This is a genomic window from Traorella massiliensis (assembly GCF_900104665.1).
GTDB classification, from domain to species: domain Bacteria; phylum Bacillota_I; class Bacilli_A; order Erysipelotrichales; family Erysipelotrichaceae; genus Traorella; species Traorella massiliensis.
This window is the reverse complement of the sequence record NZ_LT629969.1, coordinates 1,022,916-1,046,736: the sequence shown is the minus strand read 5'-3', so window position 1 is coordinate 1,046,736 and position 23,821 is coordinate 1,022,916. Positions and strand designations below refer to the sequence as shown.

At 35.6% G+C, this 23,821-nt stretch carries 24 protein-coding genes; 21 read left to right on the top strand and 3 right to left on the bottom strand.

The window, feature by feature from the left end:
- The first annotated feature begins 1 nt into the window (after nucleotide 1).
- From BQ5367_RS12435 to BQ5367_RS12350, 18 genes are all read left to right on the top strand, one after another.
- Nucleotides 2-1,471, top strand: coding sequence for a UDP-N-acetylmuramoyl-L-alanyl-D-glutamate--2,6-diaminopimelate ligase (locus BQ5367_RS12435; RefSeq protein ID WP_071442773.1), 1,470 nt, complete (start codon nucleotides 2-4; stop codon nucleotides 1,469-1,471).
- Complete coding sequence (deoC, locus tag BQ5367_RS12430) at nucleotides 1,458-2,120, top strand: deoxyribose-phosphate aldolase (protein WP_071442772.1); 663 nt, start codon at nucleotides 1,458-1,460, stop codon at nucleotides 2,118-2,120. The genes BQ5367_RS12435 and deoC overlap by 14 nt, the downstream gene beginning before the upstream one ends.
- Nucleotides 2,121-2,234: 114 nt before the next feature.
- The gene (locus tag BQ5367_RS12425) at nucleotides 2,235-3,221 is read left to right on the top strand and encodes a nucleoside hydrolase (protein ID WP_071442771.1); all 987 of its coding nucleotides are present in this window, start codon (nucleotides 2,235-2,237) and stop codon (nucleotides 3,219-3,221) included.
- Nucleotides 3,218-3,766: an ECF transporter S component gene (locus tag BQ5367_RS12420; protein ID WP_071442770.1), complete on the top strand. Its 549-nt coding sequence runs from the start codon at nucleotides 3,218-3,220 to the stop codon at nucleotides 3,764-3,766. Before BQ5367_RS12425 ends, BQ5367_RS12420 begins: the two co-directional genes overlap by 4 nt.
- 166 nt (nucleotides 3,767-3,932) lie before the next feature.
- The gene (rpsU, locus tag BQ5367_RS12415) at nucleotides 3,933-4,112 is read left to right on the top strand and encodes a 30S ribosomal protein S21 (RefSeq protein WP_071442769.1); all 180 of its coding nucleotides are present in this window, start codon (nucleotides 3,933-3,935) and stop codon (nucleotides 4,110-4,112) included.
- Nucleotides 4,113-4,191: 79 nt separating this feature from the next.
- The gene (locus tag BQ5367_RS12410) at nucleotides 4,192-4,398 is read left to right on the top strand and encodes a YabP/YqfC family sporulation protein (RefSeq protein ID WP_071442768.1); all 207 of its coding nucleotides are present in this window, start codon (nucleotides 4,192-4,194) and stop codon (nucleotides 4,396-4,398) included.
- On the top strand, nucleotides 4,385-5,290 hold the full coding sequence (locus BQ5367_RS12405; RefSeq protein WP_071442767.1) for a sporulation protein YqfD: 906 nt from the start codon (nucleotides 4,385-4,387) through the stop codon (nucleotides 5,288-5,290). Before BQ5367_RS12410 ends, BQ5367_RS12405 begins: the two co-directional genes overlap by 14 nt.
- Nucleotides 5,283-6,233 carry a PhoH family protein gene (locus BQ5367_RS12400; RefSeq protein WP_071442766.1) on the top strand — a complete coding sequence of 317 codons (951 nt, stop codon included), beginning with the start codon at nucleotides 5,283-5,285 and terminating at the stop codon, nucleotides 6,231-6,233. The genes BQ5367_RS12405 and BQ5367_RS12400 overlap by 8 nt, the downstream gene beginning before the upstream one ends.
- Before the next feature lie 62 nt (nucleotides 6,234-6,295).
- The gene (locus BQ5367_RS12395; protein ID WP_071442765.1) at nucleotides 6,296-6,646 is read left to right on the top strand and encodes a cysteine peptidase family C39 domain-containing protein; all 351 of its coding nucleotides are present in this window, start codon (nucleotides 6,296-6,298) and stop codon (nucleotides 6,644-6,646) included.
- A 23-nt stretch (nucleotides 6,647-6,669) separates the two neighbouring features.
- Nucleotides 6,670-7,119 (top strand): rRNA maturation RNase YbeY, encoded by a 450-nt coding sequence (gene ybeY, locus BQ5367_RS12390; protein ID WP_071442764.1) that lies wholly within the window; start codon nucleotides 6,670-6,672, stop codon nucleotides 7,117-7,119.
- Nucleotides 7,103-7,447, top strand: coding sequence for a diacylglycerol kinase family protein (locus BQ5367_RS12385; protein WP_071442763.1), 345 nt, complete (start codon nucleotides 7,103-7,105; stop codon nucleotides 7,445-7,447). Before ybeY ends, BQ5367_RS12385 begins: the two co-directional genes overlap by 17 nt.
- Complete coding sequence (cdd, locus tag BQ5367_RS12380; RefSeq protein ID WP_071442762.1) at nucleotides 7,444-7,839, top strand: cytidine deaminase; 396 nt, start codon at nucleotides 7,444-7,446, stop codon at nucleotides 7,837-7,839. The genes BQ5367_RS12385 and cdd overlap by 4 nt, the downstream gene beginning before the upstream one ends.
- Nucleotide 7,840: 1 nt before the next feature.
- Complete coding sequence (era, locus tag BQ5367_RS12375; protein WP_071442761.1) at nucleotides 7,841-8,728, top strand: GTPase Era; 888 nt, start codon at nucleotides 7,841-7,843, stop codon at nucleotides 8,726-8,728.
- Entirely contained in the window at nucleotides 8,721-9,440 is a 720-nt protein-coding gene (gene recO, locus BQ5367_RS12370) for a DNA repair protein RecO (protein WP_071442760.1), read from the top strand. The genes era and recO overlap by 8 nt, the downstream gene beginning before the upstream one ends.
- 77 nt (nucleotides 9,441-9,517) lie before the next feature.
- The gene (locus BQ5367_RS12365) at nucleotides 9,518-10,894 is read left to right on the top strand and encodes a glycine--tRNA ligase (RefSeq protein WP_071442759.1); all 1,377 of its coding nucleotides are present in this window, start codon (nucleotides 9,518-9,520) and stop codon (nucleotides 10,892-10,894) included.
- 12 nt (nucleotides 10,895-10,906) lie between these two features.
- Nucleotides 10,907-12,625, top strand: coding sequence for a DNA primase (gene dnaG / locus BQ5367_RS12360; RefSeq protein WP_071442758.1), 1,719 nt, complete (start codon nucleotides 10,907-10,909; stop codon nucleotides 12,623-12,625).
- Between the two features lie 23 nt (nucleotides 12,626-12,648).
- A complete protein-coding gene (gene rpoD, locus BQ5367_RS12355; RefSeq protein ID WP_071442757.1) occupies nucleotides 12,649-13,851 on the top strand; it encodes an RNA polymerase sigma factor RpoD in 1,203 nt (400 codons plus the stop codon).
- Nucleotides 13,848-14,489 (top strand): tRNA (adenine(22)-N(1))-methyltransferase, encoded by a 642-nt coding sequence (locus BQ5367_RS12350; RefSeq protein WP_071442756.1) that lies wholly within the window; start codon nucleotides 13,848-13,850, stop codon nucleotides 14,487-14,489. The genes rpoD and BQ5367_RS12350 overlap by 4 nt, the downstream gene beginning before the upstream one ends.
- Nucleotides 14,490-14,654: 165 nt before the next feature.
- Here BQ5367_RS12350 and BQ5367_RS12345 read toward each other — a convergent pair whose 3' ends face one another.
- Both BQ5367_RS12345 and ispH read right to left on the bottom strand, forming a co-directional pair.
- Complete coding sequence (locus tag BQ5367_RS12345; protein ID WP_083383155.1) at nucleotides 14,655-16,184, bottom strand: transposase; 1,530 nt, start codon at nucleotides 16,182-16,184, stop codon at nucleotides 14,655-14,657.
- A 174-nt stretch (nucleotides 16,185-16,358) separates the two neighbouring features.
- A complete protein-coding gene (ispH, locus tag BQ5367_RS12340; RefSeq protein WP_071442755.1) occupies nucleotides 16,359-17,240 on the bottom strand; it encodes a 4-hydroxy-3-methylbut-2-enyl diphosphate reductase in 882 nt (293 codons plus the stop codon).
- A gap of 76 nt (nucleotides 17,241-17,316) precedes the next feature.
- On the opposite strand from ispH, the gene BQ5367_RS12335 reads away from it, so the two are divergent.
- Together BQ5367_RS12335 and BQ5367_RS12330 are read left to right on the top strand one after the other, a co-directional pair.
- A complete protein-coding gene (locus BQ5367_RS12335) occupies nucleotides 17,317-18,684 on the top strand; it encodes a DEAD/DEAH box helicase (protein ID WP_071442754.1) in 1,368 nt (455 codons plus the stop codon).
- Complete coding sequence (locus tag BQ5367_RS12330) at nucleotides 18,681-19,535, top strand: deoxyribonuclease IV (protein WP_071442753.1); 855 nt, start codon at nucleotides 18,681-18,683, stop codon at nucleotides 19,533-19,535. Before BQ5367_RS12335 ends, BQ5367_RS12330 begins: the two co-directional genes overlap by 4 nt.
- Before the next feature lie 993 nt (nucleotides 19,536-20,528).
- On the opposite strand, the gene ispG is transcribed toward BQ5367_RS12330, so the two are convergent.
- Nucleotides 20,529-21,599, bottom strand: a complete 1,071-nt coding sequence (gene ispG, locus BQ5367_RS12325; protein ID WP_071442752.1) for a flavodoxin-dependent (E)-4-hydroxy-3-methylbut-2-enyl-diphosphate synthase — start codon at nucleotides 21,597-21,599, stop codon at nucleotides 20,529-20,531.
- A gap of 48 nt (nucleotides 21,600-21,647) precedes the next feature.
- Here ispG and BQ5367_RS12320 point away from each other — a divergent pair, with 48 nt between their 5' ends.
- Nucleotides 21,648-23,768, top strand: coding sequence for a peptidoglycan D,D-transpeptidase FtsI family protein (locus BQ5367_RS12320; RefSeq protein ID WP_083383270.1), 2,121 nt, complete (start codon nucleotides 21,648-21,650; stop codon nucleotides 23,766-23,768).
- The last annotated feature ends 53 nt before the right edge of the window (nucleotides 23,769-23,821 follow it).

Genomic DNA, 23,821 nt, shown 5'->3' with positions numbered 1-23,821 from the left:
AATGAAATGTTCAGATTTATTTGAAAATGCACCAGAGATAGAGATCAAAACACTTTTTTATGATTCTCGAAAGAAAGTAAAAAATGGGATGTTTTTCTGTATGGATGGTCTTGTTCATGATGGTCATGAATTTATTGCACAAGCCATTGAAAATGGGGCCGTATGTATCGTTCATTCAGAGGATATCAGTGAAAAGCAAAAGGGAATCGTATATATTCGTGTTGAAGATGTCAGCGATACGATGGCTCGTGTAGCCGCCCGTTTTTATGGCTATCCATCAAAAAAGATGAAGATCTATGGTGTAACTGGAACAAATGGTAAAAGTACGATTACAAAGGTCATTCGTGATGTTCATTCAAGATTTGAGCCTTGTGGCTATATTGGTACGATTTCTATTAGTTATGGTGATGTCACCTTACCACCATATCTTACAACACCTGATGCCATCATGCTTCAATCGGTGTTTAAAGATATGGTGAAAGCCGGAATGAAAGCTTGTTCACTGGAGGTTAGCTCTCATGGTCTGGAGCAAAATCGTGTCAATGGTGTTGATTTTGATATTGCTATCTTTACAAATTTAACTTATGATCATTTAGATTACCATGGAACTTTTGAAAATTACTTAAAAGCTAAACGAAAACTTTTTGAAATGATTTCTGAAAAAGGTGTTTGTGTTTTGAATGTTGATGATAATTCTTTTGAAGAATTTAAAAAAGCTTCAAATGGAAGAGTAGTAACATATGGTATTCAAAATGATGCTGATTATCGTGCTGATAACATTCAATTAGGGATCGAAGGAACAAATTTTTCCTTGATTTATGAAAATAAAGAATATCCTGTACATACCAACCTTGTTGCTTTATATAACGTCTATAATCTTTTGGCAGCTATTGCTGGTATGCATCAGGGAGGTCTTGATTTAGAAAAGATTCTTGAATGTGTGAATGATCTTAAACAGGTGGATGGACGTTTAGAGCGTATTGATGAAGGTCAGCCATTTAATGTTATCGTTGATTATGCACATACCCCTGATGGTTTTGAAAAGATATTTGAATATGCTCAAATGATTACCCCAAGTGATCGTAATATCATTGCGGTATTTGGAAGTGCAGGAAGACGTGATGCGAAGAAAAGAAAAGTTATGGGAAGCATTGCCGATCGCTATTGCGGCAATATCATCATCACGGATGAAGATCCACGTACAGATGATCCAACTGCTATCGCAAATGATATTAAAAGCGGTATTGAAAATGCCAATACGATCTATATTCCTGATAGAAGTGATGCGATCCGTCAGGCTATAGAAATTGCCAACGTGAAAGATACTATTTTAATCCTTGGTAAAGGTGATGAAGATTACATGGCTTATGAAAACGGAAAGCAGTATTACATGGGTGACCAAAAGGCCGCCAAAAGAGCAATCAGAAAATACTATTTAGGTATTGAGGAGGAAGAAAATGAAGAAGAGTAAGTATATCGATCACACATTATTAAAACCGCAGTCAACAAAAGCACAGATTCTTAAATTATGCGATGAAGCATTGGAATATGATTTTGCCAGTGTATGTGTCAATCCATCTTGGGTGAAAACATGTGCTGAAAAATTAAAAGACAGTGATGTGATGGTTTGTACGGTGATCGGCTTTCCTTTAGGTGCTACAACCAGTGAATCAAAAGCTTTTGAAACAAAGCAGGCAATTGCCAATGGTGCTGATGAAGTTGACATGGTCATGAATATCGGAGCTTTGATCGATGGCGATACAAATACAGTTATCAAAGATATTGAAGCTGTTGTAGAAGCAGCACAGGGTAAATGTGTTAAAGTTATCCTTGAGACTTGTCTTTTAACTGATGAACAGATCGTTTCAGCATGTGAATGCTGTGTAAAAGCGAAAGCAACTTTTGTTAAGACAAGCACGGGCTTCTCAACAGAAGGAGCAAATCCGCATGTTGTTAAGGTGATGGTAGATGCCGTTAAAGGGGCCTGCAAGGTGAAGGCTGCCGGTGGTGTTCGTACCCCTGAAGAAATGGATGAAATGATCAAGATTGGGGCTGACCGTATTGGGACAAGCTCCGGTGTAAAACTGATGAATAATGAAAATGTTAAAACTTCATATTAAAATATGAAACTGGTTCCAAACCTCCCAGTATAATAATAGGCAAAATGAATAAATAGATTCATGACCTTGCTTATATTATAGGCAGGGTCTTTTTATGAGTGAAAGGATGATTGAATGAAACGTAAAATCATAATTGACTGTGATCCCGGTATTGATGATAGTTTAGCAATCATGCTGGCTTTATCGTCCAGTGATATTGAAGTGTTAGGAATTACGATCGTATGTGGAAATTCTCCTGTTGAGATGGGATTTGAAAATGCGAAAAAAGTATTGAAACAGATGAATCGTTTAGATATTCCTGTATATATCGGTGCCTCTCAGCCATTAAAAAAAGAATATATCAGTGCTTTAGACACCCATGGCAGCGATGGGCTTGGAGAGAGTTTCTTGGAAAATGTTGAAGGTTATCAGCAGTCGCTTACGGCAGTTGAATTTTTATCAAAAACACTGAATCAGGAAAGATGCAGTGTGATCGCACTTGGTCCATTAACCAATCTTGCTCATTTGATAAAAGTAGATGAACAAGCATTTAATAACATCGAAATGCTTGTTTCGATGGGAGGCAGTTATAAGGCTCATGGAAATTGTTCACCAGTGGCAGAGTATAATTACTGGGAAGATCCTGAAGCAGCTTCGCTTGTTTATCAGCAAATGTCAAAGTTAGATCGTTTGATTCACATGGCTGGATTAGATGTTACTCGAAAGATCGTATTGACACCAAATCTTCTTTCTTATATAGAAAGACTAGATTCTGATAAAGGTGAATTTATACGTAAGATCACAAAGTATTATTTTGACTTTCATTGGGAATGGGAACATATCGTTGGCTGTGTCATTAATGATCCTTTGGCAATGGCCTATTTTATGCAACCTGATTTATGTCATGGATTTAAGTCTTATGTACAGATTGAAACTGAATCTCTTTCAAGGGGACAGTCAATCGTAGATGCTTATGGATATCACAGAAAAAAACCAAATGCTTATGTTTTAAATGAAGTAGATGTCGATGGCTTTTTTGAATTGTTTTTTGAATGTCTGCTTCATAAAAAGAAAGATGAATTATCTCTATTACATAAACTGATCGTTAAGGAGGAACAATGAAAGCTAAGTTTTCAATCTTTCAGATATGTATGATCGCATTTGCAGTCGTTATGAATATTGCAGGAGGGCAAATAGCTTTATTGCTGCGATTGCCTATTTATCTAGATAGTATCGGTACTTTATTTATAAGTGCTCTCTACGGACCACTCTTAGGCATGCTGCCCTCTTTTTTAAGTGGTTTATTACTGGGAATGACAAGTGATATCTATTCCTTGTATTTCGCGCCTGTAGGGATCCTTTTGGGACTTTTAAGCGGATGGGTATGGAAGAAAAAAACTTCGAATCATAGCTGGCCATTTCTTGCTGCCATTATGATAACGATCCCCACATCACTTTGTAGTGCTTGTATTAGCGCAATATTGTTTGGAGGAATTACTTCCTCGGGTTCAAGCATTTTAGTCCAACTGCTAGCCAAAACACCATTAGGATTAACGATGAGCTGTTTTATTGTTCAAGTGATTACTGATTATCTTGATCGATTATTAAGTATCCTTGTGGTATCTGGTCTGCTATATCGTTTACCAAAAAGAATTTACATAAAATAAATCCAATGATGAAGAATATATCATAGTTTTTGACGGAAATTTGCATGATTTTTTAAAATGAGTTATTAAAAAAGGAAATTTAATGAAAAAATTTCCATAAAATCTTGCATAATTATGTGAAATTATGTATAATGTACATGCTTGCTCGGAAGGGAGGTTTTTGTAGATGCCAAAAGTAGTGTTAAAAGAGAACGAAGTTTTAGATGATGCTTTACGTAGATTTAAACGACAAGTATCTAGAAACGGTACCCTTGCTGAGGCTCGTAAAAGAGAGTTTTATGTTAAACCACGCGTACGTCGCAAATTGAAACAAGAAGCAGCACGCAAAGCTAGACGCTCAAAATAGAAGCAGCTGCTTCTTTTTTTATGCTTCAAATGTGTTCAGATTATTCACTTCTCTTTCATATAATGAAATGAGGTGTCTGATGATCACATTATCCGATGAAAGAATTAGAATCATTCATTATAAAAAAATCACTAAGGTATCGACGCAAGAGATACATATTGAAACGGCTCATTCAACTGTTGTGATTTGTGGAGAAAATCTTTTTATTAGCTATCTGAATGCCGATGAAATTATTTTAAAAGGAAGTATCAGGAAAGTGGATTTTTTAGCTTATGAAAGGGTATGATATTTATAAGGCGGAATGTGATATGTACGAGCTTATGTCGTATGTGAAGTCACATCATATTTGTGTTTATCATTTAAAAGAAGATCAATTTGTTTATTTTTCTTCTACTTATAAGTATCGAAAAAAATTACAGGAACATCCGCTCATTCATTTTCAATATACTATAGGAATGATCGGGATGCTGTTACGTATATTTACAAGCAAAGAGAAGATAATTGCTTTATTTTGTTCGCTGCTGTTATTTTTTGGATTATCAAAAACGATTTTTCAGATTGAGATTCTAGGTGAAAGTGATTATCATCATAAACTGATCGAAACTCATTTAAAACAGTTTCAGCCTCCTTTTTTTTATTGGGATTCTTCTTCTATCTATCAAAAGCTTACAGAATTGAATCAGGATCTTAACTGGTATGCAGTCCATCAACAAGGCTCAAAGCTGGAAATCCACTATCTTCCTCGTGAAAAGATGAAACTTACACAATTTCATCCTTATGATTTAGTTGCTTCTAAAGATGGCGTCATTGCTGCTTTTGATGTTGCGAAAGGAAATAAAGTAGTATCTGTAAATCAAAAAGTTCATAAAAATGATATCCTGGTCAGTCATATTATTTTGGACAGTAAGGAAGAGGAAAAAACAAGCGATGTTTTGGGAAAGGTATATGCCTATACTTTTGAACGGGTGGATGTAGAGATATCTAAAAATAAATATCCACAAGCCCTAAGTTATTATTTATGCCTGATAAAAAGCAGAATGCAGTTATCTCTTGACAAAGATGAATATATTGTCAAAGAGATACCTTTGCAATTTGAAGAAGATTCAGATACAATAAGAATGTCCAATTATTATGTTTTATATGAAATGATTGCGGTAGTAGGAGAAAGTGATGAATAAATACAGCTTAGATGTTTCTTATTGGGAAGTAGATGAAAGAAGAATGCTCTGCGGTCCAAATGATCAATATTTGAAGTTATTAGAAAATGAATTTGACTGTCAGCTTGTTTTTGAAGATCATTCTTTGATTTGTCTTGGAGAAAATGATTTATGTCTAAAGGTAATCAAAAACTGTTATAGCTTAATGGAACAAACCCATCAGCTATCGTTGAGTGATGTTCAATATTTATGCAATATGGTAAAAAAATATCCTCATTCAAAGAAGCTTCATTTTTCTAGTGAGCCGATTGCTAAAACGTTCAATGGCAAACTGATTTTTCCTAAAACAATTGGTCAGCGAGTGCTTATACAAAGCATGGAAAATAGTGATATCGTATTTGCCAGCGGGGTTGCTGGAACCGGTAAGACTTATCTGGCAGTCGTATATGCAGTAAGCCAATTAAAAAAAGGTGTTTTTTCTAGGATCGTTTTAACACGTCCGGCTGTTGAGGCAGGAGAGTCGTTAGGATTTTTACCTGGTGATCTAAAGGAGAAAGTAGATCCATATCTGCGTCCTCTATATGATGCTTTATATGATATGCTGGGAAATGAGCAGGTAACAAAGCTCATGGAAAAGGATGTCATTGAGATCGCCCCTTTGGCTTATATGCGTGGCAGGACATTAGATAATGCTTTTATCATTCTTGACGAAGCACAGAATACGACACGCTCTCAGATGAAGATGTTTTTAACACGTATGGGATTTAATTCAAAGATCGTTATTACAGGGGATACGAGTCAGATCGATCTTGTAAAGCCAAAAGAGTGTGGGCTGACACAGGCTATCGAATATCTGCATGATGTAGAAGGTATCAGCTGTGTGGAACTGACAAGTCATGATGTCGTGCGTCATCCGATGGTTCAAAAGATACTTGAATGTTACGAAAAATATGAAAATTCTTAAAAAAGAAACAAAAAGTTTCTTTTTTTTATTTGAGATGGATATATAAAAGTAGGAGGTATTTTATGAATTGTGGTATTGAAGTATTAAAACGATTAAATGAATTGTTAGATCAGGATCTAAAAGAAGTGATTGATAACTGTGAACAAAAGGTAGATGAACATGGTTTAAATATGTTAGTAATGTTTGAAGAGTTAAATCAAGTGCTGCCTTGTCAGGCAGTAGCTTCGCTTCATCTCATAAAAAACACACCCTATATCGCATTTATTGGTTTTGATCATAAGGGTCATTATGTATTAGTTGAAGATATTCAAAAGAAAGTAAAGCTTTTTGATCCGGCAAAAGGTTATATAACAATGACAAAATTACATTTTTATATGATTTGGAGCAAGAAAGCTATCATTTTTATGCTATAATAGAAAAGAATTCGAGGTGGACTATGATAACGCTCATCAATCAGACAAATGATGAAAAATGGAATGTATATGAAGAAAGATTTCAAAGTATTTTTGAAAAAATAAAAGAAGTATGTAAGATAGATCGTGACTATGACGTATCGATCATTTTAGTAGATGCTTGTGAAATTCACAACATCAATAAAACATATCGAAATATCGATCGTCCTACAGATGTGATCAGTTTTGCATTGAAAGATAGTGAAGATGAAATGATGCTGGAAGAGATCGAAGCGGAACTGGGAGATATTTTTATCAGTGTGGATGCCGTGTGTGAACAGGCAAAAGAATATGGTCACAGCGAGTGCCGTGAAATCAGCTTTTTATGTACTCATGGTCTTCTGCATCTTCTAGGATATGATCACATGAATGATGAAGATGAAAAAGAAATGTTTGCTTTGCAGGATGTGATTTTAGATGATTTCACTTTTTAAGAAATTTGCGGTGGCCTTTAGCGGGCTTGTCAGCGCATGCAAAGATAAAAGTATTCAGATTCAGCTGGTATTTGCTGTTTGTGTGCTTATTTTTGGCTGGATCTATGGGTTTAATGGCGAAGAATGGCTTTGGATCATCAGCTGTATCTTTATCGTTGTTTTATGTGAAATGGTAAATACGGCCATTGAACGTCTTTGTGATCTTGTTGATTTGCGCATCAATCCAAAAATTAAGTATATCAAAGATCTCAGTGCCGGATGTGTCCTGCTTGCCAGTTTCTATGCAGTTGTGATAGGATGTATGATCCTGAAAGGAGTATTGCGATGATTGATCAAAAATTGGTAGAAAGAGCTTTTAAGAATTTAGAAAATGCTTATGCACCTTATTCTAATTACCGGGTAGGAGCATGTGTTGAAACCTTCAATGGTGATTATTATGACGGGGCAAATATAGAAAATGCCTCTTATGGCTTATCTAACTGTGCTGAAAGAAATGCTGTTTTCGCAGCATATTCGAATGGTGTTCGAAAAGACGATATCAAGGCGTTAGCCATCGTTTGTGAAGGGAAGACGATCGCTGCTCCATGTGGTGCCTGCCGTCAGGTCTTAGTTGAACTGTTAAACAAAGATACGCCTATTTATCTGGCTAACCGTACTTCGCAGACTGAAACAACGATTGAAGAGCTCCTCCCAATGAGCTTTACCCAAGAGGATCTGTAAGATGAAGAGCGGATTTATTGCGATCGTAGGCAGACCGAATGCCGGTAAAAGTACCCTGTTAAATAGTATCATGAACCAAAAACTGGCTATTATCTCAAGTAAACCGCAGACTACGCGTAATAATATTCAGGGTATCTTAAGCGATCATGATTCACAGATGATCTTTATTGACACGCCAGGAATACATAAACCGCATCATGAATTAGGACGTACACTGAATAAAAGTGCATATGCCTCTTTACAGGATGTCGATGTCATTTATTATATGGTGGATGCTTCGGTGCCTTTTGGACATGGTGAAGAATTTGTGCTCAATCAAATCAAAGGAAAATCTGAGAACATCTTTCTTATTTTAAATAAAGCAGATCTTTTATCACGTGATAAAGTCATGCAGTTAATTTTACAGTGGCAAAAACGTGCTGATTTTAAAGAAATATTTCCATTAAGTGCACTTGAAAGACGTAATGTTGATGAATTGATTACAACGACAAAGAAATATCTTTCAGAAGGGCCTATGTATTTTGACAGTGAAACGGTTTGTGATCATGATCAGAATTTTTTGATCAGTGAATTAATTCGTGAAAAAATCATTTATCGGACACAGGAAGAAATTCCTCATTCGGTAGCTGTTGTTATCGAAAATAAAGAGGAAAGTGAAAATAAAGTTTATATTCAAGCATTAGTTATCGTTGAACGTGCAAGCCAGAAGGGAATATTGATCGGTAAGCAGGGAAAAATGATTGCTTCCATACGTTTAGATGCTCAAAAGGAATTACGTTTTATTCTTGGTAAAAGAGTTGAATTAGAATTATATGTGCGTGTAGAAGAGAACTGGCGCAACAAGGAGAGCAAGATTCATCAGTTTGGAATTGGTGAGCTGGATGAGTGATTTTAAAGGAATTGTTTTAAGTAATACGATCATTCATGATCATGATGTAATCATGAATGTACTGACACCTTCTGGAAAAGTGAGCATGAAGGCGAAGGGTGTCTTAAAGACGCATTCGAAAAATCGTAATTATACAGAAATAGGATGTTATAGTCTGTTTCATACGATTGATAAAAATAATTCTAAAGTATTGTTATTAAAAAACGCAGAAATGGTGAAACGTTTTTTAAATATTGAAAATGATTTGATACGTAAAAGTATTTATTCATGTTTTCTTGAGATCATGAATAAGATCGATATAACTTTTGATGAAGCGATTCAGTATATTGAAATATTAAATCGTTGTATTAACCCATACTGTATCTATGCACTGCTTTTATGTCAAGTAATGCATTCAAGCGGTGTTTCGCTTGTTGTAGATGAGTGTGTGCTTTGTTCTTCGTCAAAAGGATTATGTGCTTTATCGATTCCGGATGGTGGATTTGTCTGCGTGCATTGTTTTGATAAGATGCGTCACCATCATTTAAGTGTGGATGAGCTAAAGAATTTGCGTTATGTTGTACATGCTTCACTTGAAAACTATCCTGCTTTAGAAGAGGCTTCTTCGCTTTCTTATGAGTCTGTGAGTTATCTTGTTGAGCTTTTGCATCGCTATGGAGAAATCACGATTCGCAGCCATTCATTTTTAGAAGTTTTACAGCCACTTGCTTAATTTGACAATCAAGTGGTTTTTGTGTTATAAAATAGGATGAGTTTGTTTGCACAATCGAAATTTAGGAGGCATAACATATGGGTGATTTTAGTTTTGAAAAAATCGTCAATCATGCGAAAAATTCAGGATTTGTATATCAGGGTTCCGAGATATACGGTGGTTTAAGCAACACATGGGATTTCGGACCGTTAGGGGTAGAATTAAAAAACAATATTAAAACGGCTTGGTGGAGAAGATTCGTCCAGACATCACCCTACAATGTGGGTATTCAAAGCGCTATTTTAATGAATCCAAAAGTATGGGAAGCAACGGGACATTTACAAGGCTTTTCAGATCCTTTGATGGACTGTAAAGTGTGTAAGACACGTCATCGTGCTGATCATCTGATTGAAGAATTTTCTAATGGACAAGTAAATCCAGAAGGATGGAGCAATGAGCAAATGATGCAGTATATCAAGGATAACCATATTGGCTGTCCAAACTGTGGAGCTCATGATTTCACAGATATTCGTCAGTTTAATTTGATGTTTAAAACATTTCAGGGAACGCTGGAGGATGCAAAGAGCACGATTTATTTACGTCCGGAAACCGCACAGGGAATGTTCGTAAACTTTAAAAATGTACAAAGAACGATGCGTAAAAAACTGCCTTTTGGTATTTGTCAGGTAGGTAAATCTTTTAGAAATGAAATTACACCTGGAAATTTTATATTTAGAACACGTGAATTCGAACAGATGGAAATGGAATTTTTCTGTCAGCCGGGTGAAGATCTTAAGTGGTATGACTACTGGAAACAGACATGCATGGATTTTTTAACACACTATGGTATCAAACCTGAAAATCTGCGTTTCCGTGACCATGCGAAAGAAGAACTTTCTTTCTATTCAGTAGCGACCTGTGATATTGAATATAAATTCCCATTTGGATGGGGTGAACTATGGGGCATTGCGGATCGTACCGATTATGATTTAAAACGTCATATGGAACATTCAAAAGAAAATTTAGAATATATGGATCCAATGACACATGAAAAATATGTACCTTATTGTATTGAACCGGCAGTAGGTGTTGAAAGAGTATTCCTAAGCGTATTTGCCGATGCTTATGATGAAGAAGTCATCAATGAAAAAGATACTCGTATCGTCATGCATCTGCATCCGGCTCTAGCACCAGTCAAAGCTTGTATCACACCGCTGAGCAAAAAGCAAAATGATCTTGCAATGCAGCTTTTTGAGCAGTTATGTGTTGACTTTTCAGTTGATTTTGATGATGCAGGAAGTATCGGTAAACGTTATCGCAGAGCAGATGCAATTGGTACACCTTTCTGTATCACACCTGATTTTGATAGTGAAAATGATGGCTGTGTAACTGTACGTGATCGTGATTCCATGGAACAGGTAAGAATCAAAATCGAAGATTTAAATGAATATATTTCTTCAAAAATCGCATTTTAGAAAGGAAGGCTAATGGCTAGATTAAGTGAAGACAAAATCAATGAGATCCGTTCTCACAGCGATATTGTTGAGGTCATCTCAAAATACATCCCTCTTTCACGCAAGGGAAAAAGTTATGTAGGGATGTGTCCTTTTCATGATGATCATGACCCTTCGATGAGCGTTTCACAGGATAAACAGATTTTTAAGTGTTTTGCATGTGGAGCAGGAGGTAATGTCTTTAACTTTGTATCACGCTATGAAAATATATCTTTTGCTGAAAGTGTCGTTGAGGTTGCTAAGATCTGTAATATTGATGTTGGTGATATAGAAATTGTTTCGAATCCTGTCAATACTCATCTGGCACCTTATTATAAGCTGAATCAGGCGTTTATCGATTATACGCACTACATGCTTTTATCTGGAGGTCATAATGACGTCCTGGATTATTTGCATAAACGGCAAATTCATGATGATTTGATTAAAAAGTTTGAAATTGGCTACAATCCTAATGAAGATGCGCTTTATCATTATTTGAAAGCGAAAAAATTTAAAGATGAAGAGATGATTGAAGCCAATCTTGTACGTTTGACCAGTCAGGGAATCCATGATGTCTTTTCATCAAGGATCACCATTCCTATCCATGACCGCTATGGAAATCCGATTGCTTTTACTGCAAGAAGATTTAATGAAAGTGATGAAGCGAAGTATATCAATACGACAGAGACGCCATGTTATGTGAAGGGAAATGTTCTTTTCAATTATCATCGTGCCATTGATGCTTGCAAAAAGACACAACGGGTACTTTTAGTAGAAGGAGCCATGGATACGATTGCCTTTTATAAGGCAGGTATTGAAGATGTGGTGGCAACTCTTGGTACAGCCTGCACCAAGGAGCAGCTGAAACTGTTGAAACAAATGCATGTTAAAGTGGATGTTTGTTACGACGGTGATGCTGCAGGTATCAATGCGATCTATAAATTTGGCAAGATGGCAAGTGAAAGTTCACTTGTATTTGAAGTAGTAGATAACAAGACAGGACTTGATCCTGATGAAATTATTGAGAAATATGGTATTGATGAATTAAAATCTTTATCTTATAAGACAATTTCCTGGATTGATTTCTGTTTTGGATATCTGCAAAGTAAATATCACTTAGAGAATTATTCTCAAAAAGTGGAATATGCCAAAGAGATGAGCATTGAAATTGAACGGGTCAAAGAAGTTTTTTTAAGAGAAAACTATTTAAAGAAGCTTTATGAGATAACAGGCTTCGATATGAGTCAAAGAGCTGTTAAGAAAAAACCTGTTTTGCGAGAAATATCTAAAAATATTCAATTTAGATATGGAGAAGCGGCTGAATATGAAATTTTAGGTCAAATGCTTCTTTCACGTCAGGCGGTCAATGTATTTAAAAATGATCTTGGTTTTCTGATTCATCCTGTTTGCAATCAGCTAGCCTTGTATCTGATCAATGAATATCGTCTTTCAGATACGATCCAGGCTGCAGATCTGTTGAACCAGATCAAAGAGGAGGAAGTCAAAAAACTACTGGTCGATTTGTGTGAATGGGAACTGGCACCTAAATCTTTTAATCTAGAGGTTCTAAAAGATGCTATTCGAAAAATTCATGATAAATGCATTGAAGCTAAAATTAAAGAAATGTCAGATCTGGCCAAAAAAATGTCTAATCCATTAGATAAGGCCAGACTGATAAATGAGATTATAGAATTGCGTAGAAAAAGCGGTTAGCATAAAGTCAGTTAGGAGAAATTATGAAGCAAGAAAAAATAAAAGAAATCAAAAGTTTGAAGACCTTGGATGAAATTAAAGAAGATCTTTTAGAAAAGTATCAAAAAGATCAGGTTTTATATCAGAAAGATATTGCCAGTGCAACAGAACATTTAGATCTGAGTGATGAAGATACAGATGAACTATTCGACTGGCTGACTAAAAATGACATCGAAGTTTCTGATGATGAAGATATAAATTTGAACGATCCGTCAATCGTTCTTGATGAAACTGATGATATTGGTGATTTTGATGATTTAGATCTTGATGATGATTTTGATGAGGATGATACATTAGCGAGTGATATTGAATCTCTTGAACAGTCTTTTGCGAATTCTTCTCAAGCTAAGATCAATGATCCTGTCAAAATGTATTTAAAGGAAATCGGACGTGTGGATCTTTTAAATCCGGAAGATGAACCAGAAATAGCTCGTCGTATTCAGGAAGGCGATGAGGAAGCTAAAAAGATCCTGATTGCCGCAAACCTTCGTTTAGTAGTTAGCATTGCCAAGAAATATGTTGGTCGTGGTATGCTTTTCCTTGATTTGATCCAGGAAGGAAATATGGGACTTGTTAAGGCTGTTGAAAAGTTTGACTATACAAAGGGTTTTAAATTTTCAACTTATGCGACATGGTGGATTCGTCAGGCAATCACCCGTGCGATTGCCGATCAGGCTAGAACGATCCGTATTCCTGTACATATGGTTGAAACGATCAATAAATTAACTCGTATTCAGCGTCAGTTAGTACAAGATCTGGGAAGAGATCCTACAGCTGAAGAAATTGCTGAAAAAATGGAAGGTATCACACCAGAAAAAGTTCGTGAAATTCAAAAGATCGCTCTTGAACCGGTATCTCTTGAAACACCTATCGGTGAAGAGGATGATTCTCATTTAGGTGACTTCCTTGAGGATGAAAATGCGATGTCTCCTGATGAATATGCCAACAATCAGCTTTTAAAGGATGAAATTAATCTTGTGCTGCAGGGTTTGACCGATCGTGAGGAAAAGGTTCTGCGTCTTCGTTTCGGTCTTTATGACGGCCGTACGAGAACACTGGAAGAAGTGGGACGAGAATTTAATGTGACCCGTGAACGTATTCGTCAGATCGAAGCAAAAGCTTTGCGTAAGTTAAAACATCCTACACGTTCTAAACGTTTAAAGGATTTTGTTGATAAAGCTCAATGAGAATCTCAAAAAGAATTCGGGAAATAGAAAAGCTGATACCAGAAGGCAGCATTGTCGCAGATATTGGCTGTGATCATGCCTATTTAAGTACCTTAGCGGTTCTTCACGGCAAAGCTATAAAATGTTATGCCTGTGATATTGCTCAAGGTCCATTAGAAAATGCGAAGAAAACGATTCGTGACATGAATTGTGAAGATCGTGTTTTTCCTGTGCTTTCAAATGGACTGGAAAAAGTACCTCAAGATGCTGATGTATGTGTTATTAGCGGCATGGGCTTTGAAACACTCAAAGCAATTCTTGAAGATCGTGATTTAAGTCAGTTTAAGTCTTTTATCCTGCAAATTAATGGTGATGTCTATGATCTGAGAAAATGGCTCATTGCTCATGATATGAAGATCACAGATGAAAGAATCATTCATGAAGGACATTTTTATACAATATTAGTTGTTCAGCATGGACATGATGATTATAGCGAAGAAGATTATATTTTTGGAAAGTATTTACAGGGATCTGTTTTTAAAGAATATTGGCAGTTTCGTAAACAAAAAATTCAAGAAATCCTTCAGAATATACATGATCAGAAACAAATGGATGAGCTTACCCAGCTTCTCAAAATGATTCAAAGGAAGGGGCTGTAACGAATAAGTAACTTTTTAAGATTACTGAGAGCGTTATAGCTCTTTTTTCGTATTTGTAGTCCAGTTTCATTATTTTCCCTGACTATTTTGATTTTTGAGAGGTTTTTTGGGCGCACTAAAAACAACTCTTTGTTTTTTCGTATTTTTTTTGATCTGTTTTTCGTCTTAAGCCATCAGTTTATGCTCATTCTGCTTTTTCCGTGTATGATATCTGCGTAAATTATGGCCCATGGATACCAGTAGAAGTTCTAATTTTACCCCGGGATTGCCTCGACGGCATAGTCTTGCATAATTATTGTCCTGCTTGATCTGACCGAAAATTCCTTCTGCCTGTATGCTTCGCTGTTTCATCAATTCTTTCCCTTCATCGCTAGAAAGATTAGTCAGTACCTCATTCTGATATTCTATGAGTTCTTCATTGATCGTTAGCGTTCGTCCCTGTTTTGATTTGGTGCATTTTGATCGGAATGGACAATCTGCGCAATGTTCATTCCTGTAATGTTTAAGTTTCTTTCTGTATTGTCCTGCTGTATCTATGGTTTCTTTTTCTAAAGTAAATTCCTTCCCTTCAGGACACAGGATCTGTCCATTTTCATCAGGCTGCATCCGATAACTTTTAAACCGATTCTTATCATTCAGCTCCTCCTGCTGTTTTCTTAATGTGCTGTACTTCATATACAGATCGATCTCATGTTCCTTACAGTATGAATAATTTTCAAAACTTCCATATCCAGCGTCAGCGGGTGTCTTGCATGGATATTTCCCGTAGGCCATATGATATCCTTCCATAAAAGGAATATATGTGTTGACATCATTGGCATCACTCGATACATAGATATGGCGGATATATCCTTCACTGCTTCCCATCTGTACATTATATCCAGGCTTGAACACATTGGTATGATTGTAGTAATCATATTTCATATGCATAAATGTGGCATCATGATCTGTTTTAGAAAAGCTGTTTCGTCCGTCCGCAATCGTATAATATACGGCATATTTTAAAATCTTCTCGGCATCTTCCTCAAATTCTTCTTTGAATCTTTGAAGAGGATGCTTGCGCTGCCCCTTGCCGCTTTTTAGTTCTATATTTTTCTGATTCATGATCTTCTCAATCGTTTTGGTAATTTCACAAATATATTCAAAAGAGAATTCTTTCAATACGGACAGCTGCACAGGAATAGATTCATTCTTACAATAGATATTAAAAGATATGATTCTCTTCATGATCTTCTTCCAGCGCTTTTCTCTGAATTTCCTGGTTGCCTTCATCCAGACAAAAGTCATTTTATTAGCGTTGGCTTCAAATTTTGTTCCATCAATATATAAAACATCCGTATCAATATCATCATGAGATTCAAAATATTTATTGAATTCGACGAACAGATCCTCAACAGGCATAAGAAGATCATCGTGGATAAAACGATGAAAAGCCATATGGGAAGGTGTCTGTCCGTTCATGATGAACTGGAAACGGATATCATACTTACATAAATCTTCAAGCTCGCGCACAGAGGCATAGCCTTTCAAAGCGAAAGCGAGCAAAACACATTCAAGCATTTTCATACCATCATATCCATAAGAGTTGCGATGAGAGAAATCGACATACTTTAAAATATTCACTCCTTCTACGACTTCTTTCACTGTTCTGGAGATATCATCTTTAGCGATAGAATCTTCATAAACAAAACTCAAAGGGAATTGCAAAGATGGCTGAATTGCGTTACAATTAACTAGGTATTGGTACACAAACAATTATACCAAAAAGACCGTAATATGAGGAGATTTTATCCAAATATTACGGTTCTTTTTTTGATATTTAGGACTTTTTAATAATCGAGAAATCAATCATTTCTCGTTACAGCCCCTTTAAATGATATCTTCTGTTTTCAAAGGAATGATTTCTTTTGTTTGTAAATAATGGATGATCTGCTGAGTAATTTTAGTAGGTGTTGAAGCACCACTTGTAACAGCTACTTTTTGAAATGAATGCAGATCTTCTTTTAATAAATCATCTAGATTTTCAACACAAAAGACATGTGCTGCTTTTTGTTGAGCTAATTGAGCAAGCTTTTGAGTGTTGTGGCTTTTAGGATCACCGACAACGACCAAAGCATCTACTTTTTCAAGCTCCATGACTGCCTGCTGACGGCATCGGGTAGCATTGCAGATTTCATTGCTGATAACTGCATTAGGATACTTTTTAACAATCGTTTCATAAAGGGCTGCCGTCTGATAGGATGAAAGGGTCGTCTGGTTCGTGAAAAAAAGTTTTTCATCATTGAATATTAAATCGGCTTCAGTTTCAATCAGATGAACTTTATCACTGATTTCAAGCACTGCTTCACTTTCAGGATGATTCTTTTTTCCAATGTAACCAATGGTATATCCTTCGCTTAATTTATCTTTGATCAAAGAATGAATAAAGGAAACATATTCACATGTTGCATCAATGATCTTTAATCCTTTGGCATTTGCTTTTTCACGAACACGATCACTAACACCATGAGCTGTAAAGATGACAAATCCTTCATTTATTTCATCTAAAAGCTCATAACGTGTCTTTCCAGCAGTATCTACACTTTTGATTTGATATTTTTGAAGAGCTTCTACGACAAAACGATTATGAACCAGCATACCTAAAATCGTAATGGGTTCATTGGGATGCTGTTTTCTAGTTCTTTTCGCAGTTTCGATTGCATTTACAACACCTTTGCAGTAGCCTCTTGGGGTAAGCGTAATTACTTCCATGATTTCACCTCGTCATCATCATATCATATCTTGACAAATTATGTTATAATTAGAAACGATAAAAAGGAGAAAAGTTATGAGTAAATTTTCAGATTATACATTTAAACAAACAACTAAAGATTTTATCGAACATAACGGATTCATAGCTCCAACCCCCATCCAGCAGAAAGTCATTCCTCTGGTATGCAAAGGAAAGGACGTCATCGGCATCAGTGATACCGGAACCGGAAAGACTCATGCTTTTCTAATTCCGATCATCGAAAGAATCGATCCTTCTAAAAACGAAGTTCAGGTGGTCATTACGGCGCCTACTCGTGAGTTGGCTTTGCAGCTATATATGCGTGCTGCTGATCTTTCTGATGCATTAGAAGGCTGCCGGGTACGTCTGATCAGTGGCGGGATTGATAAAAATAAACAAAACAGTACATTAAAGGTACAGCCACATGTAGTGATCGGTACTCCTGGAAGAATCAAAGATCTTTTCCTGGAAGAAAAAACACTTCGTATTGAAAAGGCTTCGCTTCTGGTCATTGATGAAGCAGATATGACACTTGAATTTGGCTTCCTTGAGGATATTGATGCTTTTGCATCTAAAATGCGTAAAGACTTGCAGATGCTTTCATTCAGTGCTACGGTACCTCAGGCTTTGCAGTTATTTTTAAAGAAATATATGCATAATCCTGTTACTGTAAAAATCGAAAATGATACGCATATCAGCGCCCCAAAAATTGATCATATCTGCATTCCATGTAAGCATCAGGAATATCATGAGAAACTTTTAGAAGTATTAAAGGGATTTAAACCATATGTATGTCTTATTTTTGCGAATACACGAAGTGAAGCTGCCAAGGTGGCTCAGGAAATGCGTGATCATGGCTATGATTTAATTGAGCTTCATGGTGATATGCCTTCTCGAGCTCGTAAGAATGCCATGAAAAATCTTATGAACCTGGATAAGACTTATATCGTTGCCAGTGATATCGCTGCCAGAGGTATTGATATTAAAGGGATTTCCCATGTTATCTCATTAGGATTTCCAAGTGAAATCGACTTCTATATTCATCGTGCCGGAAGATGTGGAAGAGCAGGAATGAGCGGTGTATGTTACTCTCTTTATAAAAAAGAAGATGAACCTGCCATCCGTCAGCTGACGAATAAAGGTATTCATTTTCAGTATATGAATATCAAAGATGGTCAATGGATCACTTTAAAAGATAAAAATCAGCCTAAAGAGCGTAAGCAAACGGAGCTTGATAAAAAAGTCAGCATGATCGTTCATCGCAAGAAGAAAGTAGTAAAACCCGGATATAAGAAAAAACGTAAGCAGGAAGTTGAAAAACTGAAGCGCAAGGCAAAACGAGCCATGATTCAAGAGGACATCAGAAAACAAAAGAAAGAAAGAGCGATTGCTTTACAGATTCAAAAAAGAGGTAGTGAAGAATGATTCTTGGTTCTCATGTATCGATGTCATCGCCTCATTATGTTTTAGGAAGCATTCAAGAAATGCTTAGCTATGGAGCGAATGCCTGTATGATCTATACTGGACCGCCCCAAAATGGCCGAAGGGTTCCTATTGAAAAATTAAAGATCGATGAAGCGAAAGCTCTATTAAAGGAAAATCATCTTTCAATGGATCATGTCGTGGTGCATGCTCCTTATCTGATCAATCTGGCAAATACGCTCAATCCGCAAACCTTTGCCAATAGTATAGAACTTTTAAAAAATGAAATCATACGTACAGATGCGATTGGTTCACCATATTTGATCTTACATCCGGGAAGTCATGTAAATGCAGGAAGTGATATTGGTATTCAAAGTATCATTCAAGGATTGAATGAAGCTCTTGACGATACGCAACAATGTACGTTATGCTTAGAAACAATGGCTGGCAAGGGAAGTGAATGTGGACGTTCGTTTGAAGAAATTAAAGAAATGATCGATGGTGTACATTCTAGCAAGATAGGAGTATGCTTAGATACCTGTCATATTCATGATGCTGGTTATGATTTAAGTGATTTTGATCATATATTAAAAATGTTTGATGATATCATCGGTTTAAAATATTTAAAGGTGATCCATTTAAACGATTCTAAAAACAGTTGCGGTGCTCGTAAAGATCGCCATGAAAACTTAGGACATGGTGCCATAGGCTTTGAAAAGCTCTGTCAGATTGCCCATCACCCTTTATTGGAAAACATACCTATTATCTTAGAAACTCCTTATATTGAAAAAAAACCTCCATATAAGGAAGAAATTTCGATGTTAAGAAATAAACAATTTATTAATATCAAGTAAAAAGAACATAAAGAATAACGAAATTCAACGGAGTATATTTAACTCCGTTGAATTTTTAAATGAACTTCTCTCAATATTTTTAAATTTCAGCATAGAATAGTATGTTTTCCATTCCTCGACATTTCGCGTGGTAGTGTTTACAAAATAAATTGCAATATGATAAAATTATGATGAAAAATGAAAGGGGAATGATTGATATGGTGAAATTTATTTTATAAAGTTAACAATTAAAATTGTGAGATAATTTGTTGAATAAGATTCTATATAATTTTTATATAATTCAAAGAAAAATTGATAAACTATCTGTTTTCTGAAAATGCATTTACTTCTATGCATGGCAGTTAATATGTTTATTCTTTTTACTAGAGTATCTATCAAATATGCAGAATTTCAGCAAATTTATGAATAAGCAAAAATGACTGATAGAAAGGAGGCTGTATATTCTTATGAACAAGATTATTTTTCATATAGGTTCATTGAATTTTACTTTACATTCATTATTTGTTATTCTCTTTGTAATTTCCCTTGTTTCTTGTTTTATTGCAGGAAGAAAAAAAAAGAGAAGTCTATGATAAATTACGTTCAATACAAGTAAAATATCAGTTACCGGCTGTTTTATTGTTTGCACTTTTAGCCGTTTTTAATATTTCAAATAACAGTATATATCCTTTATTTACATATTTAATGTATTTATGTGCTGTGATTCCCAATATAATTGTATTTATAGTTTTAATTCGTAACTAAAAGTTTAGTTTAGATGAATATATGAAATACATCATTAAATTATAGACTGTTTTAAGGAAAAAAATAAAGAGATGATAGCTATGAATGGAATATTCATAGAAGTATCATCTCTTTTATGATATAACAAAGTATAAATATTGAAATTAGATGAATAAAAACTGAATTTGTCTAAATCATCTAATTGTTGAATAACAAATTACCTGATACTAGAATTTAACAAAAAGTTATAACTCTTTTATCAGTCTTTAACTAATGATTTAAATCATTTTCCATTTTAAGAATTTCTTCTTTTAAACGATCTACCATTTTTTCGGTTGGTAATTTTTCGATAATTTGCCCCTTTTTTATAAGCAATCCTTCATCTTTGCCACCTGCAATAGCAATATCCGCATGTCTAGCTTCTCCTGGACCATTCACGGCACAGCCCATGATAGCTACCGTAATATCTGCATTGATATTCATTAAAAACGGTTCAATTTCTTTTATGACGCTTTCAATATCATAACTTGTTCTGCCACACATCGGACAAGCGATTAGATTTGGAACATGATCGATCAGATGTAAACATTTTAAAAGCTGTTTAGCAATCATGATTTCCTGAACAGGATCACCATTGACACTGATACGAATCGTATCACCGATTCCCTGATGAAGCAATACAGAAAGGGCAGCGCTTGATTTGATGGAGCTAGTAAAAAGTGTTCCTGCTTCGGTTACGCCTAAATGAAGAGGGTAAGGGAAAGTCTTAGAGGCTAATTCATAAGTTTCGATGCAAAGATTAACATCACTTGATTTAAATGAAAGAGCAATATCATGAAAATCAAGTTCTTCTAATATATCAACATGTCTTTGAGCACTTTCAATCATTCCTTGGGCAGTTGGCTTACCATATTTATCATGAATATCTTTTTCCAATGATCCTGAATTAATTCCGATACGTATCGGAATATGATATTTTTTACATTCCTCGACTACTTTGCGCACATTTTTTTTAGATCCAATATTTCCCGGATTTAGACGAATCTTGTCGATACCCTGATGAATACATTCAATTGCAATACGATAATCATAATGAATATCAGCCACTAAAGGGATATGAACCCTTTTCTTTATTTCAGAAATAGCCTTTGCTTCATCAATGCTGACAACAGCTAATCGAACAAGCTGACAGCCTGCTTTTTCCAAAGCAAGAATTTGATTAACGGTTGCTTCGATATCGCTTGTCTTAGTATTACACATAGATTGAATAATGATTTTATTTTGATGACCAATTTGCAAGTCTTTAACCATAATAGCTCTTGTATCTGTACGTTTTGTCATTATTTTCACCTCACTTATAGAATATCACATAATTTTTTAGATGCAAGAATGAAAAGAATGATGTATAATATTTTCATGTTAAGAAATCCATTTAAAGAATTAGATGCAAGAAACAGAAAAAGAAGTTCAGATTTATTAAAGTCCAATATGGATTTTAATAAAGTCGTTAATAAAAGGGCAAAGATTTTGATTTTATCAGTGTTTGCCTGTTTTGTTGTGATTGCAGCAAGACTGATTCAAATTCAGTATTTCTCCCAGGATGAATATACTGTGAAGCTGGCTGCTTTCACACAAAAAAATCAGGTTTCCTCGCCTCCAAGAGGTGATATGATCGATCGAAACGGCAATGTTTTAGTAACAAGCGAGGAAATTGTCAATATTACGTATTATCCTCAAAAGGATTTGAGTTCTTATAGTGAAAGCAAATGGCAGCTGGCTTATAAGTTCGCAGAACAGTTTGATATTCAAAGCGATTCTATTACAGAAAGAGAATGGAAAGATTTTTATATCATGGTCGCTGATGATCAAGGTGCTTCTTTATTAACTGATGAACAAAAAACATTATCTGATAGCGAGCAGTATTCTATCAAGATATCTAAGATCACACAGGATATGATCGAAGAGCTGAGAAATGTAGAACAAAGCGAAGAAGACGCTAATAAAGGATATTTAACAAATGAACAAAAATATATTGCCTGGCCGGTCATGTATAAGATGGAACAGGCAACACTGATCAGCAGTGCTGTTATAGTGGAGAATGCTTCGGAAGAGAATACGGCATATTTGATTGAACATAAAGAAGAATTTGTTGGGTTTGATATTTCTACGGATTCTCAACGAGTTTACCCTTATGGCAGTGTTTTACGTGATGTTTTTGGGCGTGTTTCTACAACAGGTCTTGAAGAGGGAAGTAAAGATTATTATCTGGCTAATGATTATGCATTGAATGATCGCTTTGGGACAAGCGGACTGGAAAAACAGTATGAAGATTATCTTAGCGGAACAAAAACAGTTAAACAGATTACCTATGATGAAGATACAGGAAGTCCTATCTTTACGACTATTCAGGAAGGTAAAAAAGGATATAACATTCAGCTGACGATTGATATTGATTTACAACAGAAGTTTGATGCGATTCTACAGGAACATCTTACGGAAGCACGTAGTAATGTATATCGAAAAGACTTTAAACAAGCCTTCTTAGTGATGATGAATCCGCAGAATGGTGAAATTCTAGCTATGAGTGGTCAACAGATCCAGAATGACGGATCCTTCATTCCTTTTGCCAGCGGTAACTATCTGCAAAGCTTTCTGCCAGGTTCTTCAGTAAAACCAGCAGTTTTATATATGGGTCTAAATGAAGGTGTCGTAGAACCTGGAGAAGTCATCAACGATACGACGATGTATTTTGCAGGCGGACTTGTAAAGGGAAGTTATAACAATAAAGGTCTTATCAACGATATTGAAGCAATTCGTCAATCAAGTAACGTTTATATGTTCCATATCGCAATTCGTCTTGGCGGCGGTTACTATACACCATATGGGGCATTAAATCTTCCTGATGTAGAAAATGCATATGAACTTTATCGTAAATATTTCAGTATGTTTGGCTTAGGTACAGAAACACAATTAGATGTTCCGTATGAAGAGAGTGGTTATCCAGGAAGTGATGATACATCCGGACATTTGCTTGACTATTCAATTGGCCAGTATGAAAGTTATACACCTATTCAGCTTTTACAATACGTATCAACTGTTGGTACTGGTGTAAAGGTAAAACCACATTTCATGAAACAAATCTATGAAATCAATGATGAGGAAACGATCGTTGAACAGTTTGGTACACAGGTTATTGATACTTTGAATGGTAATGAAGAATATTTGGAACGTGTCAAAGAGGGAATGCGTCAATGTATCAGTTCGGGTGCATGTGGTGCCGGCTTTGCATCATTAAATAAAGATATTGCTGCAAAGACAGGTACTGCCGAAGTGGGAACAGTCAGTGATGATACTTCTAACTCGATCATGATCGGTTTTGCACCTAGTGAAAATCCTACTGTTGCCTTTGCATGTGTAGCACCAACCTCGTCTACAGGTAATCTGGAATCAAATGTCTGCATGTCTATTGTATATGATGCGTTGGTTGAATACTATAAAACCTATAAATAAACACTGGTATTTTAATAAATACTGTGTTATAATTTGTAGGCAAATTAATAAAT

Bases quoted from the DNA above. Each gene is read 5' to 3' on its own strand.
- BQ5367_RS12435 (WP_071442773.1), top strand. From the start codon at position 2: ATGAAATGTTCAGATTTATTTGAAAATGCACCAGAGATAGAGATCAAA.
- deoC (WP_071442772.1), top strand. From the start codon at position 1,458: ATGAAGAAGAGTAAGTATATCGATCACACATTATTAAAACCGCAGTCA.
- BQ5367_RS12425 (WP_071442771.1), top strand. From the start codon at position 2,235: ATGAAACGTAAAATCATAATTGACTGTGATCCCGGTATTGATGATAGT.
- BQ5367_RS12420 (WP_071442770.1), top strand. From the start codon at position 3,218: ATGAAAGCTAAGTTTTCAATCTTTCAGATATGTATGATCGCATTTGCA.
- rpsU (WP_071442769.1), top strand. From the start codon at position 3,933: ATGCCAAAAGTAGTGTTAAAAGAGAACGAAGTTTTAGATGATGCTTTA.
- BQ5367_RS12410 (WP_071442768.1), top strand. From the start codon at position 4,192: ATGATCACATTATCCGATGAAAGAATTAGAATCATTCATTATAAAAAA.
- BQ5367_RS12405 (WP_071442767.1), top strand. From the start codon at position 4,385: ATGAAAGGGTATGATATTTATAAGGCGGAATGTGATATGTACGAGCTT.
- BQ5367_RS12400 (WP_071442766.1), top strand. From the start codon at position 5,283: ATGAATAAATACAGCTTAGATGTTTCTTATTGGGAAGTAGATGAAAGA.
- BQ5367_RS12395 (WP_071442765.1), top strand. From the start codon at position 6,296: ATGAATTGTGGTATTGAAGTATTAAAACGATTAAATGAATTGTTAGAT.
- ybeY (WP_071442764.1), top strand. From the start codon at position 6,670: ATGATAACGCTCATCAATCAGACAAATGATGAAAAATGGAATGTATAT.
- BQ5367_RS12385 (WP_071442763.1), top strand. From the start codon at position 7,103: ATGATTTCACTTTTTAAGAAATTTGCGGTGGCCTTTAGCGGGCTTGTC.
- cdd (WP_071442762.1), top strand. From the start codon at position 7,444: ATGATTGATCAAAAATTGGTAGAAAGAGCTTTTAAGAATTTAGAAAAT.
- era (WP_071442761.1), top strand. From the start codon at position 7,841: ATGAAGAGCGGATTTATTGCGATCGTAGGCAGACCGAATGCCGGTAAA.
- recO (WP_071442760.1), top strand. From the start codon at position 8,721: ATGAGTGATTTTAAAGGAATTGTTTTAAGTAATACGATCATTCATGAT.
- BQ5367_RS12365 (WP_071442759.1), top strand. From the start codon at position 9,518: ATGGGTGATTTTAGTTTTGAAAAAATCGTCAATCATGCGAAAAATTCA.
- dnaG (WP_071442758.1), top strand. From the start codon at position 10,907: ATGGCTAGATTAAGTGAAGACAAAATCAATGAGATCCGTTCTCACAGC.
- rpoD (WP_071442757.1), top strand. From the start codon at position 12,649: ATGAAGCAAGAAAAAATAAAAGAAATCAAAAGTTTGAAGACCTTGGAT.
- BQ5367_RS12350 (WP_071442756.1), top strand. From the start codon at position 13,848: ATGAGAATCTCAAAAAGAATTCGGGAAATAGAAAAGCTGATACCAGAA.
- ispH (WP_071442755.1), bottom strand. From the start codon at position 17,240: ATGGAAGTAATTACGCTTACCCCAAGAGGCTACTGCAAAGGTGTTGTA.
- BQ5367_RS12335 (WP_071442754.1), top strand. From the start codon at position 17,317: ATGAGTAAATTTTCAGATTATACATTTAAACAAACAACTAAAGATTTT.
- BQ5367_RS12330 (WP_071442753.1), top strand. From the start codon at position 18,681: ATGATTCTTGGTTCTCATGTATCGATGTCATCGCCTCATTATGTTTTA.
- ispG (WP_071442752.1), bottom strand. From the start codon at position 21,599: ATGACAAAACGTACAGATACAAGAGCTATTATGGTTAAAGACTTGCAA.
- BQ5367_RS12320 (WP_083383270.1), top strand. From the start codon at position 21,648: ATGAAAAGAATGATGTATAATATTTTCATGTTAAGAAATCCATTTAAA.